Annotated in this window: 17 protein-coding genes; 9 read left to right on the top strand and 8 right to left on the bottom strand. The window is 54.4% G+C overall.

Going from position 1 to position 20280, the window contains the following annotated elements; all coding sequences use genetic code 11:
- Positions 1–6: 6 nt before the first annotated feature.
- Both DS906_RS00595 and DS906_RS00590 read left to right on the top strand, forming a co-directional pair.
- Positions 7–951: a LysR substrate-binding domain-containing protein gene (locus DS906_RS00595; protein WP_113788333.1), complete on the top strand. Its 945-nt coding sequence runs from the start codon at positions 7–9 to the stop codon at positions 949–951.
- 76 nt (positions 952–1027) lie between these two features.
- Positions 1028–1216 carry a hypothetical protein gene (locus DS906_RS00590; protein ID WP_113788332.1) on the top strand — a complete coding sequence of 63 codons (189 nt, stop codon included), beginning with the start codon at positions 1028–1030 and terminating at the stop codon, positions 1214–1216.
- Between the two features lie 84 nt (positions 1217–1300).
- Here DS906_RS00590 and kynU read toward each other — a convergent pair whose 3' ends face one another.
- The 3 genes from kynU to DS906_RS00570 form a co-directional block, all read right to left on the bottom strand.
- The gene (kynU, locus tag DS906_RS00585; RefSeq protein WP_113788331.1) at positions 1301–2497 is read right to left on the bottom strand and encodes a kynureninase; all 1197 of its coding nucleotides are present in this window, start codon (positions 2495–2497) and stop codon (positions 1301–1303) included.
- 27 nt (positions 2498–2524) lie between these two features.
- A complete protein-coding gene (locus tag DS906_RS00580; protein WP_113788330.1) occupies positions 2525–3961 on the bottom strand; it encodes an NAD-dependent succinate-semialdehyde dehydrogenase in 1437 nt (478 codons plus the stop codon).
- A 655-nt stretch (positions 3962–4616) separates the two neighbouring features.
- Entirely contained in the window at positions 4617–5585 is a 969-nt protein-coding gene (locus tag DS906_RS00570; protein WP_113788397.1) for a LysR family transcriptional regulator, read from the bottom strand.
- A gap of 129 nt (positions 5586–5714) precedes the next feature.
- On the opposite strand from DS906_RS00570, the gene DS906_RS00565 reads away from it, so the two are divergent.
- The 7 genes from DS906_RS00565 to DS906_RS00535 all read left to right on the top strand — a co-directional run bounded on the left by DS906_RS00565 (position 5715) and on the right by DS906_RS00535 (position 13336).
- Entirely contained in the window at positions 5715–6722 is a 1008-nt protein-coding gene (locus DS906_RS00565) for a TAXI family TRAP transporter solute-binding subunit (RefSeq protein WP_113788396.1), read from the top strand.
- 81 nt (positions 6723–6803) lie between these two features.
- The gene (locus tag DS906_RS00560; RefSeq protein ID WP_113788328.1) at positions 6804–9017 is read left to right on the top strand and encodes a TRAP transporter fused permease subunit; all 2214 of its coding nucleotides are present in this window, start codon (positions 6804–6806) and stop codon (positions 9015–9017) included.
- Positions 9018–9021: 4 nt separating this feature from the next.
- Positions 9022–10260: an FAD-binding oxidoreductase gene (locus tag DS906_RS00555; RefSeq protein ID WP_113788327.1), complete on the top strand. Its 1239-nt coding sequence runs from the start codon at positions 9022–9024 to the stop codon at positions 10258–10260.
- Positions 10261–10288: 28 nt separating this feature from the next.
- A complete protein-coding gene (locus tag DS906_RS00550) occupies positions 10289–11032 on the top strand; it encodes an aspartate/glutamate racemase family protein (RefSeq protein WP_113788395.1) in 744 nt (247 codons plus the stop codon).
- Between the two features lie 102 nt (positions 11033–11134).
- Positions 11135–11869: a TSUP family transporter gene (locus DS906_RS00545; protein WP_113788326.1), complete on the top strand. Its 735-nt coding sequence runs from the start codon at positions 11135–11137 to the stop codon at positions 11867–11869.
- 55 nt (positions 11870–11924) lie between these two features.
- A complete protein-coding gene (locus DS906_RS00540; RefSeq protein ID WP_233494634.1) occupies positions 11925–12896 on the top strand; it encodes a D-cysteine desulfhydrase family protein in 972 nt (323 codons plus the stop codon).
- A 149-nt stretch (positions 12897–13045) separates the two neighbouring features.
- Positions 13046–13336: a RidA family protein gene (locus DS906_RS00535; protein WP_369933865.1), complete on the top strand. Its 291-nt coding sequence runs from the start codon at positions 13046–13048 to the stop codon at positions 13334–13336.
- Positions 13337–13795: 459 nt separating this feature from the next.
- Here the strand turns inward: DS906_RS00535 and DS906_RS00530 are convergent, their stop codons facing one another.
- Genes DS906_RS00530 through DS906_RS00510 form a run of 5 tightly spaced genes read right to left on the bottom strand, consistent with a single transcriptional unit; the run spans position 13796 to position 20258 of the window.
- Positions 13796–15451, bottom strand: coding sequence for a sulfatase-like hydrolase/transferase (locus tag DS906_RS00530; RefSeq protein WP_113788323.1), 1656 nt, complete (start codon positions 15449–15451; stop codon positions 13796–13798).
- Complete coding sequence (locus DS906_RS00525; protein WP_113788322.1) at positions 15448–16683, bottom strand: Tm-1-like ATP-binding domain-containing protein; 1236 nt, start codon at positions 16681–16683, stop codon at positions 15448–15450. The genes DS906_RS00530 and DS906_RS00525 overlap by 4 nt, the downstream gene beginning before the upstream one ends.
- Before the next feature lie 28 nt (positions 16684–16711).
- Positions 16712–18196: an aldehyde dehydrogenase gene (locus DS906_RS00520; RefSeq protein WP_113788321.1), complete on the bottom strand. Its 1485-nt coding sequence runs from the start codon at positions 18194–18196 to the stop codon at positions 16712–16714.
- A gap of 7 nt (positions 18197–18203) precedes the next feature.
- Positions 18204–19736, bottom strand: a complete 1533-nt coding sequence (locus DS906_RS00515; RefSeq protein WP_113788320.1) for a tripartite tricarboxylate transporter permease — start codon at positions 19734–19736, stop codon at positions 18204–18206.
- 9 nt (positions 19737–19745) lie between these two features.
- Positions 19746–20258 carry a tripartite tricarboxylate transporter TctB family protein gene (locus tag DS906_RS00510; protein ID WP_233494633.1) on the bottom strand — a complete coding sequence of 171 codons (513 nt, stop codon included), beginning with the start codon at positions 20256–20258 and terminating at the stop codon, positions 19746–19748.
- Positions 20259–20280 lie beyond the last annotated feature (22 nt).

Here is a 20280-nt window from a genome sequence, read left to right as displayed (position 1 = left end):
CCTGATATGGTCGCCAATCACACCCGCATTGTTGATCGTGCTCTAACCCGCCTGAAACTGCGGCAACTTCGGCTGCTGATCGCCGTCGGGCGGCACGGTAACATTCAAAATGCAGCGCTTGAATTGGGTGTGTCGCAGCCTGCAGCTACCAAGATGATTCAGGACCTAGAACTTGATTTCGAGGTTAAACTGTTTCAACGCACCAATCGCGGCGCGATTCCAACCGTCTTTGGTGACACGCTAATTCGCCATGGTAAACTGATCTTTGCACAGGTCTCCAGTGCTGCTCAAGAACTGGATGATCTGAATGAGGGCAGTAGTGGTCGCGTGGTCATCGGAACCCTACTGGCCGCATCCCCCAATCTATTACCGGCAGCGATCGAAATCCTTTTGAAGGATCGACCAAAAGTCGCAATCAAGGTTGTCGAAGGCACCAATGAAACTTTGATGCCAGCCCTGTTGTCCGGTGAGATTGATTTGGTTGTGGGGCGCCTGCCGTCCCATCGTTTCAGGGACAAGATTATTCAAGAAGAGTTATATGATGAATACATCCAAGGTGTTGTGGGCAATCAACATCCTTTGGCTGACGCAGCATCGGTCACCTTTGAACAGATCAAGTCCTTCAGTTGGATTTTGCCCCCACTAGAGACAACATTGCGCCGACAGATAGATCAGTTCTTTGTAAGTCAGACGCAGTACGCGCCACCCCAATATGTTGAATCCGTTTCATATCTTGCCAACCGCTCTTTGCTGCAATCATGTGATCTGATCAGCCTCATGCCTGCGCATGTTGTGTCCGATGATATTGCGAGCGGGGTGTTGAAACCGTTGGCTTGGAATGTTCCCTTTGGGGAAGGGCCTGTTGGGGTATCGTTTCGAAGCGACGAGAGCATTTCCCCTGCCAGTCGCGCATTTGTGCGGGCGCTACGACGGGCAGCCAAAGCACTGTAGAGACAAATACTCTAGTGGTATCATAGCCAAGTTAGTGGGTTGCAGCCAGAAAGATATCGGGCTGGAGTATCAAGTTATGGAGGCTGGTGGGCTTGAACGCAAAATCAAAGTGTTCCGCCTGCCTGACGCGCCTTTGGAGAACCGGATCACGCATGAAGTGGATATTGATTTACATCAAGATGGAGACAATCAAATCTGGATTGCCGTTTATACTGAGGATGGTTTTCAGGCTTGGTCCAGCCCCATATATGTTCAGGCCATTTAAAGCTACTCAGCAGTACAAAGAGAATTGAAATACCCTGCCAGATTTGGCAGGGTATTCAGTTTTCCGGACAGCGTTATTTTCGTTTCAGGTCACTAACCCACGTGCCTGAAAACGATCTTCACGCCATGTTTCGTTCTTGATAATGGCTTCCATCGTGTCGACGGCCTTGTGGATGTCCGCCTCGCCGATGAACAGCGGCGTGATCCCAAAACGCATGACATTTGGCGCACGGAAGTCGCCGATGACTTTTTCGGCAATGAGTGCCTGCATACAAGCGTACCCGTGCTCAAACCGGAAAGAAACATGGCTGCCACGCGCCTGCGGGTCCCGGATCCCGGCATAGGTGACACCTTCGCAACGCGCTTCTACTTCTTTGATGAACAAATTGCTCAGCTCAATGGACCGTTCCTGCAAGTCGTTCATGTCGACGTGGTCCCAGATGTCCAGTGCGACCTCAAGGATTGCAAATGAAGCAATGGAAGGTGTCCCGATCCGCATACGTTCAATCGCGCCGGGCATGGGGCGAAAATCTGTGTCAAAGGCAAAGGGCGCTTCATGGGCGTACCAACCTGACAAGGAGGGTTCGACAACATCCATCAACCGCTGGGCGACATGGATGAATGCCGGAGCGCCGGGACCGCCGTTGAAGTATTTGTACGTGCAGCCGACTGCAAAATCAGTATCCAACCCGCCAACGTCCACGGGGATTGCACCTGCCGAGTGCGCAAGATCCCAGACCACCACAGCACCACACTTATGCGCCTTTTCGATGATTGCTTTCATGTCGTGTTTGCGCCCGGTCCGGTAATCCACTTCGGTAACCATGATCACCGCCACCTCTTCGGTGATGCTGTCCAAAACCATTTCGGGATCGGGGATGCGAAGCTCGTACCCGTCATCTTTGAGTTTCATCAGGCCTTCGACCATGTAAAGGTCGGTTGGGAAGTTCCCGTTATCCGACAAGATTACCCTGCGATCAGGGACTAGGGCCAATCCGGCAGATACCGCTTGAAAAACCTTGATCGACAATGTGTCACCCACCACCGTGGTACCTGCCGGCGCGCCGATCAACTTCCCAACGCGGTCCCCCAAGGTATTGGTCTGCATGAACCAACCCTTGGTGTTCCAGCCTTTGATGATTTCTGTGCGCCATTCATCTTTCAGAAAGCGATCCATCGCCTCTGGAGCGGCCTTTGGCATTGGGCCAAGCGAGTTGCCATTCAGATAGGTCATCCCGTCTGGTATATCGAACATCGAGCGAGTCTTGCTAAAGTCGGTCATTGGGTCTCTACATTTATGTGAGGGGATTTAGGTGCCGTCGGTTGCGTACCATACGTTTTTGATCGTCAAATAGCTCTCTAGCCCTTCAGTACCGCCTTCGCGCCCGTAGCCGCTGGACTTGACGCCACCAAAGGGCGTTTCTGGCAAAGAGGCTTCAAGGGTGTTTATGGAGAAATTACCCACTTCAACCTCATCAATCATCCGGTCGATATAATCGGCACGATTGGTAAAGCCGTAACCGGCAAGCCCGTATGGAACGGAGTTGGCTTGTGCGATAGCATCATCCAGATTCCTTACAGGGTTGATAATGGCGATTGGGCCAAAAGGTTCTTCTTGCATTATTTGCGCCGTGTTGGGCGCATTGGTCAGAACCGTTGGTTCAAAGAAATACCCCTTGTCGCCGTGCCGTTTGCCACCCGTGCGCAGTTGCGCTCCCTTTGAAATTGCGTCCTCCACCAGCGCCGAAAGGACAGGAATCCGGCGTTCATTGGCCGTAGGGCCCATTTCGACACCAGCGTCAACGCCATTGCCAACTACGGTTTGCGCCGCCCGTTTTGCGAATGCTTCGGCAAATTCATCAAAGATACTTTCATGCACAAAGAACCGCGTAGGTGAGGTACAGACTTGTCCCGCGTTGCGCATCTTGCGCACAGCGCCGCTGATCGCTGCTTTCTGAACATCTACGTCTTCACAAACGATGACAGGCGCGTGGCCGCCCAGTTCCATCAAAACACGCGTGTCATGTTTTGCGGCAAGACTTGTCAGATGCCTGCCCACCGTCGTTGATCCAGTCAAAGCAACCAAACGCACCGCAGGATGCGGGATCAGAAATTCCGAGATTTCCGACGGAATACCAAAGACCAAGTTCAAGACACCCGCTGGCAGGCCTGCTTCTTCAAAGGCGCGAACAATGTGGATAGCCCCGGCAGGGGTTTCTTCGGCGGCCTTCAGAATAATAGAACAACCAGAGGCCAGAGCACCTGCAATTTTGCGGGCCGGCTGGCTCATCGGAAAATTCCAGGGAGAAAATGCCGCGACCACGCCGATAGGGTGGTGGTGGACTGAAATTTTGGTGCCGGGCGCCGATGGGATGACCCTCCCATAAACCCGCATCGCTTCGCCTGCGTCCCATTCAAAGAATTCGGCACCTCGGATGACTTCCAGCCGGGCCTGTGCCAGCGGTTTACCATGTTCGGCTGTAATCGACTGCGCGATTTCTTCCTGATTTGCACGCATGATCCCGGCGGCGCGAAGAATGGTGTCAGCGCGTGTGCGAGGCGATGTTCTCCGCCAAATTCCCAATCCGGCTTCGGCGGCACTCAATGCGTCTTTCAAATCCGAAACTCGCGCGCGTGGTAGGCGCCCAAGCTCTTCTTCAGTGGCTGGGTTAACAACAGCAATATGCTCAGGCGTATCTCGCCATTCGCCGCCGATAAACAGTTTTAGATCCGCGTAGTTGCTCATTGCCACCTCGTTAATGCCTTATGACATAACCAAGTTTCGTTTGGTCGAGACATATCCACAACCGAATTGAACAAATACTGATATCATAAATGTTTATATCGAATTGTTGGATGCAAGTGAGTCAAATTGGCTGCAGCGCTGAGTAAGGAGTTTGAGGCTGCGATGCTTGTCCTTGATTAGTAATGTTTCGCCAAAAAGACCCACTGGCCATGGCTGCACCTAAAAGTCGTCCTTGAAACTACCGTAACCAGTCATTTGAAGAACGCGCAGCGAAAGGATGTTAAGTCCGCTCCATGTGAATTGACCGTTCCAGCCTGGATGCGCGCAGAGAATAATCACAATGACAGGGTTGGGCTCAGAGCCGCTTATCGTCCCGATCCGCACGAACGGCCGGTTCGGTGGTGCTAAATTTTGCTCAACCTTGTACATAGCTGAAATGCCTTCCTCCACAGTACTAAAAATTAGCACGGATCGTCCGCTGTATTCGATGATGATCCGCCATCATTCATACAACTGCAATATGGGTCTTTTGAGGGCTTACAGCAAACCTCAGAGCAAGTGCCACAATGCCCCTGCCCCACCAAAATCTGACCACGTAGACGGCCTAGAGCCGCCTTTCGTTCTCATTGGATTTAGGGTCGCAATCCAAACAACTTCAACTCTGTTCGCCTCGCACGTCATCAATCGATGTTGCGCGAGGGTTTGCCGTCACCGCCTCCAACTTCCTCAGCACTTCGGCTTTCCAGCCTGCTTTGATCTGTATTGCCAATTGGGATGGTGGCCTGTGGTCGGGTTCGAGGAGAGCGTATTCATATCTTAACGGTTTCTCGAAAGGTAAAAACACAAGCTTTCCGTTGGATAGATTAAGCTCTCGCTCGGTTGCAACTGTCAGCGGATCAACGATGCTGCAACACTGCCCCGAACTGACAAAGGGGATAAGAGGTAGAAAATACTGGCAGGTAACTGTCTGATTGTACTCCGCGGCAACGTCCTCGAACTCCTGCCGGACTTTACGTTGGAACGGGTGTGAAGGATGCAGACCGCCCATTGGCGTTCCGTCAAGATCCGATAGTGTCAGAACCTTGCGCGACGCAAGAGGATGTTCACAGTCAATAGCACAAAAGCAATCAGCCCGGATAAGTTCAGCGGAATACTGGGGTTCTTTGCCGGCTGAATGCTCGAAGTCAGCAAAGCCGAAGTCGATATTTTGCGTCCCGGCAAGCTCCATAATCTGCGGTGAGCTGCGTGTCGAAAGCGTGATGCGAATATCGGGGTTTTCACCAACTGACTGGCTTATGAAACGTGGAAACAAAAAGGCAGATGGACCCGGCATCGTTGCAATATTCAAGCTTCCGGCATGCCCTTTGATGAGTCCTTCCATCGTGCTGGAGATCGTCGCGAGACGGTCCAAAATACCCGTAGTTTCGGCTAAGAGATAGTGCGCCTCGGGGACTGGGACCAATCGTCTTCCCTTACGTTCGAACAACGTCAGGCCCAATGTCTTTTCAAGGTTTTTCAACGCAAGGCTAATCGCAGGCTGCGTGCGATTTAGTTTCTTGGCGGTTTGAGAGATGGAGCCGGTCTCCATCACCTCACGAAATACGGTTAGCTGAGTCAGATTCATAATCTTAAGCATAAGCAAAACTTTAGTTTAGTGAAATATAACAAATTTGTATTTATGCAGTTTGTCTCTACGCTTGCAGGATCGAAGTTTGGGAAAACCAAAACCGAATTTCCAACAAGGGAGATGATAATGAAATTTGTGAAATGCTTGACTGGTCTTGCATTGGCGGGCGCGCTGGCAGCCCCCGCGCTGGCGCAGGACCCAACGTTCTTCCGTATTGGCACCGGTGGCGCTGGCGGAACCTATTTCCCCATCGGTGGCACCATTGCAAATGGAATCTCTGCCCCTCCGGGATCGCGCCCGTGTGAAGAAGGCGGCCAGTGCGGTGTTCCGGGCCTGATCGCGATCGCGCAATCCACCACCGCTTCGGTCTTCAACAATGCCGCCGTGCAGAACGGAGAACTTGAGGCCGGGCTGGCTGCAGCCGACGTCACCCGTTCGATGTATCTGGGTGAAGGTAAGTTCGAAGGCAAACCCCATCCCAAACTGCGCATCGTGGCCAACCTGTTCCCCGAAGACCTGCACCTTGTTCTGCCGGCCGGCTCGACGATCAACGATCTGAGCGATCTGGAAGGCAAGCGCGTTGGTATTGCGCAGGCTGGTTCCGGCACGCAGGTTGCCGTTTTGCAGATGCTGGATGCTTGGGGCGTCAACCGTGACAACATGGATGAGGCTGAGCTGAACAACAGTCAGAGTGCCGAACGTCTGGCCGATGGTCAGCTTGATGCCTATTTCTATGCCGCAGGCTGGCCGGTTGCAGCGATGGTGCAGCTATCGTCGACCAAAGGTATGAACCTGCACTCCTTCTCCGACGAAGATCTGGGCAAGATCAACGAGATCATTCCGGCCTATATCCCCTCAGCCATTCCAGGTGGCGTGTATGAAGGCATCGACGGCGAAACCAAGACCCCTGCGGTTAGCGCGATGCTGGTTGTGTCGTCAGACCTGTCCGACGACCTGGTCTATGAGCTGACCAAGGCGATGTGGAACGACAACACCCGCAAGCTACTGGATAACGGTCATGCTAAGGGCAAGCAGATCACCCCTGATACTGCTTTGGATGGAGTCGAAGCACTAGGCGTTCCGCTGCATCCGGGTGCTGAGAAATTCTACAAAGAAGCCGGACTTCTTCAGTAACCCGTTCTCATCTCAACTCATCGTCCGGTGCCCCTATTTGGGGCACCGCACACTCGAAATGCGCGAAATCAGGGGGCCATCATGTCCACGACTCAAAATCTTGATGACCACGAACTCACAGCCGAAGAACTAGCGGCTATCGAAGAACAATTCGACGAGGGTGCCGCCGTCCGGCAGGTTACGCCGACAACTGGCAAAGTCCTGCGCGTTGTGGCCCTGATCTTTGCATTTTACGAATTTTTCACGGCCGGTTTTGGCCTGCCGGCCGATCACTGGCACATGGGTATCTATCTGGCACTGCTGTTCATTCTGGTCTACGCGACAATCCCGATTATCGGAGCCAAAAGCCTCTATGCGCTTAAGGTCAGCCGGTTCCGCATCGGCAACATCCCACTTTACGATCTGGTCTTCATGGCCCTTGGGATCATTGCAGCTCTGTATGTTGGTGTTGCCTGGCGTGGCATTCCGTTTCTGGGAATTGAGGAACAGACCTTCCGCATGGGCAACCCAAATAGCTATGACGTAGTACTGGGCGTCATAATAATCCTGCTGGTGCTCGATATCGCGCGCCGCACGTTAGGCTGGGTGCTGCCACTGATTATCTGTGTGTTTATCTCGTATGCGCTGCTAGGCCCTTATTTCCCCGGATTGCTACAGCACCCCGGCGTGAACTTTAAAACCTTCGTATCGTCGATGTATTTCCCGCAGGAGGGCATCTATGGCGTCACGCTGTGGGTCGTCTCGACAATCGTTTTCCACTTTGTGCTGTTTGGCGTGATCGCGCAACGCACCGGGTTGGGGCAACTTTTCATCGATAACGCTACAATTTTGGCGGGCCGCTATACCGGCGGTCCGGCAAAAGTGTCGGTGGTATCCTCGGCCTTCTTCGGCACGATCTCGGGCTCTTCGGTGGCCAACACCGTATCAACCGGCGCGCTGACAATTCCCAACATGAAGCGCCTTGGATACCCCGGCCATTTTGCGGGTGGGGTCGAGGCTGCTTCCTCGGCGGGTGGTCAGATCACTCCGCCGATCATGGGGGCCGCTGCCTTTATCATGGCAGAGTTCCTCGAGGTTCCATACACCACCATCGTAATCGCTGCGATCTTCCCAGCACTACTGCACTATGTCGGTGTATTCGCCGTCGTGCATCTGATGGCACGCAAGCTGAATCTCAAAGGTCTGACCAAAGAGCAACTGCCGCAGCTCAAAGCCGTCTGGGCCGAAGGCTGGGCCAACATAGTGCCCCTGATCGGCCTTCTAGTGGTTCTGTTCACGGGTTACACGCCCTTCATGTCGGCCTTCTGCGGCATATCACTTGCGGTAATTGCTGGCATGTCGCGCTTGAGGCAACCTCCGACACTGATCTATGCGGCAGCGTTCCTCAGCTTTGTACTGTGGAAGTTCTCAGACGGCGGCTTTGACCTGACCATGACAACAATCCTGTGCGGATTGACGGTGGTCGCAACTATGAACCCTCAGAAACGCGTCGAAGTGCCCGAGATGCTACAGGCGGTAGAATTGGGTGTGAAATACTCGCTGGCCGTGGGCGCCGCCGCTGCTGCGGTTGGTATCGTGGTAGGCGTGATCAACACCACTGGTATCGGTTTTCGCATCGGTTTCATGGTTACACAAGGCGCAGGCAACCTGGCATCGGATCTGTACAACATGATCTCGTTCGGCAGCTTCCAGTTCTTTGCGATGGAAGACTTACAATTGTTCATCTCGTTGGTGTTCATCGCCGTCGTCTGTATCCTGATGGGCGCCGGCATTCCGACCACCGCGCTGTATATCATGCTGGTGTCCGTGGCGCAGCCTGCGCTGGCGCAACTGGGTGTTCCACCCATCGCCAGCCACCTTTTCGTGCTCTACTACGGCGTGGTGTCCGAGATTACACCGCCGGTCTGTACTTCAGCCTATGCCGCGGCTGCCATTGCGAACTCGAACCCGTTCCGAACTGGTCTTTCTGCCTTCACCCTTGGATTGGGCAAAGTGATCGCGCCCATGGCCTTTGTCTATGCGCCGGTGCTGCTATTTGTGTCCTCAACCGGGTTTAACCTGTGGGAGTTCACCTATACCGCAACCAGTTGCATCGCCGGGGTTATTGCCCTGTCGGCGGCTGTGGTTGGGTATTGGTTGAGTCCGCTGAATATCGCATCGCGCATTCTGTTGGCCATCGCTGGGATTATCTTTGTAGCGCCCAGCCTGACTGCTGATCTGATCGCGCTGGTCGTGGCATCACCTGTCATCGTCACCCAACTGATCGCCCGCAACCGAAGCCACTCTCCGGCCTGATGCGATGACAGAACAAGTGACCATCATCGGCGCAGGGATCGTCGGCATTTGTTGCGCGTTGTCGCTACAACAGCGCGGCATTCCAGTTCGGCTTATAGACCGCGGTCAACCGGGGCAAGAAACCTCCTTCGGGAATGCAGGTGTAGTGTCGCCGTGGTCAATCATTCCGCAAGCGATGCCGGGCATATGGAAATCACTGCCCCAGATGCTACTGGATCCTAAAAGCGCGCTTTCGGTCAGACCCAGTTTCTGGCCAAAAATGATCCCCTGGGGGCTGCGGTTTCTGGGAAACTCCAGCGAAAGGTCAGTGCGCGAAATCTCAGACGCGATGGAGCTTTTGTGCCGCCCTTCTATCGACCTGTATCGTCGTCATCTTCAAGGCACCGGGCACGAAAACCTGATCACTGACAGCTACTATATTCACGCTTTTCGCCACCGGAAGCAGGCTGATCTGAATGGGCTTGGATATCTGATCCGTCAGGAAAAAGGAGGCGATCTGGAGCTTGTCGATGGTGCCGAGTTGCGCCGCATGGAACCTGCACTGTCAGAGGAATTCCAAGCCGCGATCGTGATCAAAGGTCAGGCACGCGTAATCTCACCGGGACGTGTGGGGGCAGTTCTGGCTGAAAAAGCGCGCTCGCAAGGCGCCGAATTAGTAAAAACCGAAGTCACCAAGCTGACATCTGCTGAAGATGGTTGTTGGCAGCTTGCGACCTCGCAAGGCACAATGCGTGCCGCCAGCATCATCCTCGCGGCAGGTGTATGGTCCGCCGACCTGCTGAAACCAATGGGGATGCCTGTGCCGCTTGTGGCCGAGCGGGGCTACCATGTCGAATTCCCGACCCCGTCGGCCCAATTGAACAACTCGGTCATGGATGTGGATGCAAAGGTCGTCGCAAGCTCGATGCTGGGCGGCCTGAGAGTCGCCGGCACGGCCGAATTTGGCAGCGTCGATGCGCCCGCTGATCCGCGCAAGAAAGAAATCCTGACCGAACAGGCAAAGGCGATGTTGCCAGACCTCGATACCGGCGAGGCACAGTTTTGGATGGGTCGCCGCCCGTCCTTTCCGGACAGTTTGCCAGCGATTGGACCAGTTAAAGGCAGAGAAGGGCTCTATACTGCGTTCGGGCATTCTCATTATGGGCTGATGATGGCCCCGAAAACCGGCGAGCTTGTGGCTGATCTTGTGTCCGGTCGCAGCCCAAACATCGATCTGGCCCCGTTTTCGCTGGCCCGGTTTTGAACCTTCAAATCAAAAGGATCAGATGACAATGCCAATCTACCAAGGTGGCCAGAACATTTGCGGGGCGTCAATTGGTGTTCTGTGCCTTGAAAGCTATTTTCCAAAACCACCGGGCCATATCAAGAACCCTTCCAGCCTGCCATTTCCGGTTCTGTATGAGATGATCGACGGTGTGACTGTCCCAACCTTGCTGAACAACCCTTCGCCCGAGTTACTGGCACCGTTCATCGAAGGCGCCAAGCGGCTTGAGGCTGAAGGCGTGCGAGCCATCACTGGCAGTTGCGGCTTTCTAGCCTTGTTTCAAAAAGAGTTGGCAGCTGCGGTTTCTGTGCCTGTCTTTGCCTCCAGCCTGATCCAAGTGCCGCTGGCCTTTCACATGACCGGTGCCAACGCGCCAGTGGGCGTGCTAACCGCGGATGCATCCGCATTGACGCCCCGGCATTTCGAAGGTGTCGGTGCATCAGGTGTTCCTGTGGCCGTGAAGGGATTGGAGGATACAACAGAATTCGCCGAAGTGATCTTGCGGAACACACGGACCCGGATGGATACGGACCTGATCGAAACCGAGGCCTTGGATGCGGCCCGTAGTCTGGTTCTTGAAGCTCCGGACATTCGGTCGTTGGTTTTGGAATGCACGGACCTGCCGCCTTACGCATCGCGGCTTCAGGAAGAATTGCGGCTTCCTGTTTTTGACCTGACCACACTGGCGCAAATGGCGCACGCTGTAACCACTCGGGCGCCATATTCGGGGCTGATGCCGTGGCAGCGCTGACCGTGCCAAAATAGTCAATGAAAGAGAAATAAAATGGACCCTGGCCGGGAATTCAGGATATCTGAGGCCTTGCGACATTGCTTTGGTCCATAGGAGGTTTGAGTGTCCGTTGACCTGTCCATCCTGATGATTGCCATCTGCCTTGGCGCAATGCTGCAAGTCGGCGTTGGTATCGGGTTCAGCATCATCGCGGGACCGCCCATGATGATTTTGCTTGGCACGTCGACGGCAGTTCCAGTCTTGCTCTTGTTGAACACGTTTGTTTCAGTGGTAGCGACGGACCGGCATGTTCTAAAAAACAACCGTCAACTAATCCGCTCCGCGGTCATTGGATGCTGTGTCGGAGTGGCCGCTGGCCTTGTTGTGTATCCCTTTTTGAGCGAAGCATTTGTTCTTGCTCTGACGGCGTGTCTATTGCTGATCGGGTTGATTACAACCTTGCTCCCCTTGCGGGGATCCATTGGCAACGCTGGGTTTTCAGCCGTTACAGGACTGTCTGGGCTTGCGACTGTTTGGGCGGCGACACCGGGCCCTCTTATGGTGTTCGGTTTGATAGCAAAGGGTCATTCCGCCAAAGAGGTGGCAAAGTTGGTTCAACCGATAGCGCTGGTGGCATATGGCATCGCATTTTTGTTGCACAGCTTGTCCAACGCGCAGGTAATCTCATATGAACCGCAAATACTGGGGTTCGTTGCTATAACTCTGATCGGCAGCCTACTTGGTCGTGCGGCAGGCCCTTACTTACCACAGTCGGTCGTCATAACAGTGATCCGCGTGGTATCTCTGATTGCCTGCTGTGTTTTGTTCTATCGCGCGCATTTATTGGCTTGGTCTTGAAGGTTACACAATGACACGAAACGATAATCTGCACAGATTTCCACGCGCCCAACTCATGTCCGGTCCAACTCCTGTGGAGCGCCTGGACAACTTGTCGGCAGAACTGGGCATCGATCTCTGGCTGAAACGTGATGATCTGACTGGGCTTAGTTTTGGTGGCAACAAAACACGGCAGCTTGAATTTTATCTCGGAGATGCGCGTCAGCAGGGTGCCGACACCATTCTGATCACCGGCGCCGTCCAATCCAATTTCGTTCGATCGGCGGCCGCTGCGGCAGCCAAACTGGGCATGCAATCCGTGCTTCAATTGGAAGAGCGTGTCGCTGACATGGGGGCGGATTACTATTCGTCCGGGAACGTGCTGCTGGCACAAATCCTGGGTGCCGAGCATATGGGTTATCCTGAAGGTGAAGACGAAGCGGGAGCCGACGCAGCGCTGCATGCGCGCGCAGTTGAATTGAAAGCCAAAGGTCACAAACCGTACGTTATTCATCTGGGGCTGGGCCATCCGCCCTTGGGTGCCTTGGGCTACGTCGTGGCCGGACAGGAATTGTATCAGCAGATGCCGGATTTCGACGCGGTCGTCGTCCCCTCAGGTAGCGGTGCCACACATGGCGGACTGCTGACCGGTCTGGCGTTAGAAGAAAGCACTGCCTCGGTGTTTGGGATTTGCGTGCGCAGAGATCGTGAAAAGCAGCAGGCCCGAATGAAGGTCGTTCTGCAGAAACTTGCGGACTTGCTGGATGTCGACGCAGGACTTCTCCAAGGCAAGATTGATGTTTTTGACGAAGCATTGCCGCCGGGTTATGGCAAAGTGAATGCAATAACGCGCGCTGCATTGGAAAAGATGGCCCGGACGGAAGGGGTATTCCTCGACCCGGTTTATTCTGCAAAAACGTTCGCTGGTTTGCTGAACCTGGTCGAAAGTGGGAAGATCAAGCCAGGCGAAAAAATCGTATTGTTACACACGGGCGGATTGCCCGCGCTCTTTGGATATCAAAGTGAATTGATCGATAACCCAACTTGAAGCGTTCGCAGTCTTCATACGTTTCAGAAACTTTCTTGCCTCCATTTTTGGTGCCCAAACGAAATTCCTGAAACTCCAGTGCTGAGCCATCTGTGTCTCTGTGAAACTCGAAAGACCATTTCAGGATTCGCGTAACCAGACCAGCCAGCATCACAGCCAATTTCAACAACGAGAAGATACTAGACATGACAATCACTCGTATTGAAACCAGTCAGCGCATGAGCAGGATCGAGAACCTGTTGAATAAGGCGGGCAGCGATAAGTCCCGCGTTCTGAAATGCGAGATATGGCTGGCAGGCATGGCGGACGTTGCTGAGAAAAACGCCGTTTGGGACACATGGATACCCGAGGGCCACGCTCCTGCTCGGGCTTGCGGAGAGTCCAAGCTCGCCCGCAGTGTATTGAAGGTCGAAAAGACTGTAACGGCTGCGTACTCCTGAACCACTGCCGAATGGCACCAATGGGATCGGCTATTTTCTGTTGAGGAACTGTTAGGCGAAGTCCTGAGCGTTGAACGTGTTGTCGGCTTTTAAATTACAGTCTAGCGTCTGTTTTGATATGCGGATGACTGTTTTGGCAATGCTGACAATTGATCCATGCTTGCGCAGCGAGCGTCTTGTTCCAGCCCTAACCCGACAATTCCGTCCGACAAACGTCGGTATGACCTGTGGTTCGTTTTTTGAGAGAACTACAGGCCATACCACCCATTTATCTGACTAAGTTGAAGAGCCTGGTGCTGATTAACTATGTTCCCGGATCCAGGCCGTTTACTCTCATTTTTCGTTGTTGTTGTTTGTGTTGTTGCCTTGAAGATAGGTGAATGGGGTCATCGCAACTGCCTAAACAACTTTGCGAAACATCCGCAAAAGACCCACAACATGACAAAGCCCCAGCATGTCTCACCGACGCCTGATCGTTTTCTCTATTACGTCGTAGGGCAATTCACGCTCATCATAAACACCGATAAAAATACCGACATCAGCCGCACTCCCGTCTCGCTTCTTCAGCAACGTATCACTTGAAACCGTTGTACGTTGCGATGGACGGCGCGCCCATTCTGACAAGCGCTTCATGAACATGTTGATCACTTCGGCATGGCCTAGGTCGGCACCGAGATCATTCAGCTCATTAGGATCATTTTTCAGGTCGAACAATAACGGGCGGAACCCGCCATCGGCAAAGATGAATTTCCAGCCCTTGTCCGCCAGCATGAACAGGCGCGCCTGTTTGGGATCAAGGCCCAGAGCCGCTGCTTCGGGCGTGGCGGAATAATCATATTCGCTAACCACATATTCGCGCCATGTCTCGGGGGGCTGACCATGCAGGAAAGGCAGCAACGAGCGCCCTTCAATAATGTGATCTGGCACATCGCCACCTGCCAGATCAACAAACGTAGCTGCAAGATCGATACTTTCGACCAGCGCGTCACAGACAGTCCCACGTGTTGCGTCAGCTTCGTGTGACGGGTCATAGATGATCAGGGGTACACGCACCGACGGGTCATGGAACAGATCCTTTTCACCCATCCAATGATCGCCGAGGTAGTCCCCATGGTCGGAGGTCACGACGATCATCGTATCTTCCATGTGACCAGCCTCTTCAAGCCAATTGAACAGGCGGCCCATCTGATCATCAGCCTGTTTGATCAACCCCATATAAGCAGGGATCACCTTTTCACGCACACCCGGTTTGCTGAATGTCTGGCCGATTTCGTTCTGCATGAATTGTTCATAGACCGGGTGTGGATTCTGCAATTCGCCATCCGAGCGGACCACCGGCAAAATCTCTTCTGCACGGTACATGTCATGATACGGCGCAGGAACGATATAGGGCCAGTGCGGCTTGATATAGGATAGATGGCACATCCACGGTCCGGCGGAATTGGCATCCTGCGTTTGAATAAATTCAATCGCCTGTCCCGTCAGCCACGGCGTTTCGCTATCTTCTTCCTTGATGTTTGCGGGCTTATCAGCGTGCCGCATAAACCAACCCGAAGCAACGCTGCCATCTTCGTCCAGCCCCGCATTGGCATTGTGCTGCCAGGGGTTTTCGGCCTCATACCCCTGCCCTTTCAGATACTCGTTGTAAGGCGAGCGTCTCTTGTCATAAAAGCCTTTCGGCCCCTCACCCCACAAGCCGTCATCACGGAGGAAGACATCAAAACCACATTCTGCCACACGTGCTCCGATCACGCCGTCGCGCGAGATGCCAAGGCGGTCCATACCTGCCTGATCCACATTCATATGCGTCTTACCGATCAACCAACTATCCATCCCACGTTCGCGCAGATGATCGCCCAGAGTAACCTCTCCGACCTTGAGCGGAAAATTATTCCAAGCCGCGCCGTGGCTGTGTACGTAACGCCCTGTGTAAAAGCTCATCCGTGAGGCACCGCAGATGGGCGACTGAACATAGCAATGGGAAAACCGCACTCCCTTGCCCGCAAGCGCATCCAGATGGGGGGTGTTCAAACTCGGATGTCCGGTGCAGCTCAGGTAGTCGTACCGAAGCTGATCGAACATGATAAACAAGATGTTCTTGGCTTTTTTGGTCATGTTGCCTTAACCACCCTCTCAGTCACCCATTTATCGAACTGTTTGAGTACAGCTTCGCAGAAGGCGTCGTCATTGATATGAGCGCCAATTTCCGTAGTTGATGCAACCGCAGGCATCACGTTACGGGCCTCGTCAACCATTTCGGCAAGCGCTTCCGGGTCATGCGCTTCCTGACCTTCGCGATCCCATTCCTCAACACCGCCGGAGGGCAGAAAAAAATGGGTTGGGCCCGTCGCCTGTTTTAGACGATCAGCCATTTCCCGAATAGCGGCCCGTCGCTCTTTTGCATTGAACACCGCACTTTTGATCAGGCGATTATGTTCGTGGAACGAACGGTTGGCATATTGGTCGGGAATGTCCTGCCAACCGGCAAAATCCAAAAGATCGAGCGCGCCCGGAGCCACCATTTGCGGCACGCCCGCGCGCCCGGCATTTGTCAGCCGGTCCTGCCCCGAGGACACCAACGAACCTGCGAGCATGTTTGCGAATTCCTGCATGCAAAAATCCATTACGCAGCAGAACGCACCCTCTCCCGCAAGTTTCTCAAAGGCCATACCGCCCATGCCCGTGGAATGGAACACGGCCACTTCATATCCCCGATCTTCCAACGCGGGTTTCAGGGTTTTCATATATCGCAGGCAGGATGAGCCCAACGAGGTCATTCCGATCATCGGGCGATCGTGCCGTGGGCGTTGGACGGCGCGGGCAGCGCCCAAAACAGCGCCTGCCGCCTGGCTCAGCGATGAACGACAAACCGAGTTCATACCATAGAGCCCGCCTGCCCACAGGATCATCTGAATGTCCGGTGCCAAACGGTGCGGCGGAATCAGCGGTGAAAAACTGACGGTGGAGACGATGTATTTCGGCACACCCATTGGCAAAGCCTGCGCGCAATCCAGCGCCAGATCAGTGCCCATTGTGCCTCCGGTGGCGAGCATCCCATCAAATTTGCCCTCTGCGTGGACCTGCGCAACCAGTGCTGCTGCGCCCCGCGACATCACGCGAAAAGCCTTGTTTTCGTCACCCAGCGCGATCACCTCTTCTATGGTCATGCCGCCGGCGGTAGCAACATCATGCTTGGAAATGTCCGTGGGCTTGGTCGGATCCCCAAGAACCGAGACATCCATGGTCAGCACTTTGCCACCCTGCGCCGTGATGCACTCTTCGATGTAGCGCATCTCGGGGTCTTTGGTGTCATAGGTGCCGATCAGCAGAATTGTCTTTTCGCCCATGGTAATCTTCTCCTCGCAGGCTATCGTCTTACAGCTGAATCCAGGCTGTTTTCAGATCGAAATACTTTTCCATTGCGTGCAAAGACTTGTCGTGACCATTGCCCGACTGCTTTACTCCGCCCAAAGGCACTGTGCCGTCCGCGCCGCCATAAGTATTGACGTGAACAACGCCAGAGCGGATGCCCGCTACCATGCGATGCGCACGGCTCAGGTTTGCAGTCCACACGCCCGAGGCCAATCCATAAACGCTGTCATTTGCCAGGCGCAGTGCCTCATCTTCGTCCCTGAACGATGTCACGGCCAGAACCGGACCAAAGACCTCGTTGCGGAACAGATTGTCGGTGGGTTTGACCCCGTTCATTACAGTGGGTGCCATGTAAAAACCCCCCGTTTCGGTCAGTATTCGGTCACCGCCGGCACGGCGCTCAGCACCTTCAGCTTCAGCTTGGGCGACGAAATCCAGATTGCTTTCCAGTTCCGGCAATGAGTGCACTGCCCCGATCTGTGTGTTCAGGTCCAGCGGATCGCCAACTCGGAAGGCCTGCGCGTGTTTAACGATCTCGGCGACGAAGTCTTCGTGAATATCCTCCTGCACCAGCAAGCGCGATCCCGCGACGCAAATCTGACCTGAATTTCGGAAAATACCTGCGGCGGAGACCTTGGCTGCCTGCGCGAGATCGGGGGCGTCGTTGAACACGATATTGGGGGACTTTCCGCCAAGCTCCAGGTAGCAGCGTTTCAAGTTCGAGCGCGCGGAATACTCCAAAAGCCGCCGCCCGGTCGCGCCCGAGCCGGTAAAAACCATGATGTCTACATCCATCGACAGGGCCAGTGTTTCACCAACAACGCTGCCTTTGCCTGTGACGACGTTTAGGACACCGTCCGGCACACCTGCCTCAAGCGCCAACTCGGCCAATCGCAAAAGTGATAGCGAGGCCGATTCCGCAGGTTTCAACACCACCGAGTTACCCGCCGCCAGCGCCGGCGCGATTTTCCAGGCACCTATCATCATCGGCATGTTCCAAGGCACAATCGCCCCCACAACGCCGACGGGCGCGTGATGCACAAGACCCAGCACATTTTCAGCTGTGGGCGCAATCTGACCATAAATCTTGTCAATGGCCTCGCCATAATAGCGGAACGTGCCCGCAGCCGACATCGGCTCGGCCTTCATGGCCATATTGATCTCAGTGCCGTTGTCCCGCACGCCCAGAACGGCCAGTTCCAAAGCGTGTTTTTCAATCAGATCGGCTAGTTTCAACAACACCTTCTTGCGTACGGGGGGTGCAGTCCGCGACCAGCGCCCGTCTTCAAACGCCGTGCGGGCCGCCGCAATAGCCCGCTCCATATCTTCGGACGTGCCCTCAGCAATTTGGGTTAGAACCTGACCGTCAATTGGGGAAATGACATCCAGTTGCCCACCTTCCGCTGCGGCCTCGTGACGCCCGTCAATTAGAAGGCTCCGGGCCGGTACGGGCTGACCACGTAGCGCGTCGATGGCAAGTTGATCCATAGGTCGTTTATCCTTGCTGGTTCGGACTATCGGAATCCACGGGTTGCATCGTAGGTTCCGGTCGCAGCTTGTTTTTGAATTCGAAATACAGCGTTCGGCAGTGCAGGATCAGGATCAGAACGATCAGGCCAAACAGAATGGCCGCGATGGGCCGGTCGATGAAGTCGAGTGGCGTCTTGACTCGTGCCATTGCGCTGCGCAACTTGGTTTCCATAATCCCGCCAAGAACCATGCCCAAAATGATTGGAACAATCGGCAGGTCCAGCCGTTTTAGGATCAGCCCAAAAACCCCGAACCCGGCAGCAATGGCACAATCTGTGATCGAGTTGCGTAGGCTATAGACCCCCACGAATGCCAAAATCAGGATCATGACACCAAGGAACCGGGTCGGGATTTGGATAATCTTCAGCAGCAGGTTCGTCGAAAATAACAAGAACACAAGAACGATCACGTTAAGCAGGATCAGCGCCATATACAGGGCCAATACGAAATCCATCTGGTTTTCGAACAGCTGCGGTCCGGGGATCACGTTGTGGACATAAAACACCGACAGCATCATCGCCGTCAGCGCCTCACCCGGAATACCCAGAGCCAGTAGCGGAATCATAGCAGCGCCAGGAACAGCGTTGTTCGCAGCCTCGGACGCCACAAGACCCTCGGGTGAACCATCACCGAACTTTTCCGGGTTTTTCGATGTCTTTTGAGCATAGGTGTAGGACAGAAATTGCGATGTAAACTCGCCCGTGCCCGGCACCATGCCCATAACAACACCGATACTTGAGGACACGGTGGCAACGCGCTTCACGCCCAGAAGTTCTTTGAGGCCGGCAAAGATATTGCCACTTACATGGGTGTCGCCTGGCGCGTGATTCTTTTCCAATAGCAGCAGAAATGCCTGGCTAATCGCAAACAGACCCAGCACGACCACAATGAGATCAATGCCCGAAGCCAACCAACTTTGATCAAAGGTGAACCGGCGGGTGTATTTCACGGGCTCCAGCCCCACCGAATTCAGGAAAATACCGAAGGCCGCCAGCATACCAGCGGCAAAAATCTGCCCCCGGTGGGCCAGCACAACCAGAATGATGCCCAATAGCGCGGCCAGGAAAATCTCGCGGCTGCCGAAATGTGGGGCGACAAGGGCCAGAACCGGTGACAACACCATCAGACAGATGATCGCAAACACGCCCCCGAAAAACGAGGCCGAATACGCCAGAGACAGCGCACGGTGGCCCTGCCCCCGTTTGGTCATGGGATATCCGTCATAAGTGGTCAGCGCGTTCACCGCTGTGCCGGGGGTGTTGATCAGAATCGCGGGAATGGCTCCGCCATACATGGACGAGCCGTAGATACCCAATAACAGGGTTAGTCCTACGATGGGCTCGAACGCAAAGGTGGCAGGCAATAGGATTGCGATGGCCACCGCCGCACCCACGCCGGGCAATGCACCGATGATGACGCCGCCGATCGAACCGATCAGCAGGGCGACGATGACCTGCCATTGTAGCAGGATTGAAATACCGGAAAGAAGCGTTTCCATAGTGGCCCCTTACAGATAGGTCAGCGCAAAGGCGCGCACGGAATCCGGAAGGTATTCATAGACCGCTCCGGCGGGGATTTTGACCTGAAGAAAGCCACGGAAAACGATGGTGACCACAAAGCCGAACAACGCAGCTATGCCGACAGCATTTACACCGCGAAATCCCACACGAAGGGTCAGGAAGACTGCGAACAACATGGTTGAGGGCAGATATCCTAGCTGCGGAACCACCAGCACATAGATCAGGAAATAGGCAACATATTCGAACGACCGAACCCAGAACCCGACCTCGGTCCAGCGGCCGCTGATCCGGTCTGACAAGGCCGAGCTAAGCCAATGAAGAAACCCGAACACCACCATGCACCAGATTGCAATTGTGGGCCAAAGGCCCGGCTGCGCGAACCATTTGGTTCGTTTGACGACTTTGGTCTGATCACCCAGCTGGGATAACAGAAACACCGCGAATGCCAGAAACAGTACGGCGAAAACGACATCGCCGGGTCGGCGATATCTTTTGAACATGTCCTGTAAAGTCTTTGCAATC

Source organism: Ruegeria sp. A3M17, from assembly GCF_003318255.1.
Classification (GTDB): Bacteria; Pseudomonadota; Alphaproteobacteria; order Rhodobacterales; family Rhodobacteraceae; genus Ruegeria.
The sequence above is the reverse complement of the archived record's forward strand: the minus strand, read 5'-3'. Positions and strand labels throughout refer to the sequence as shown.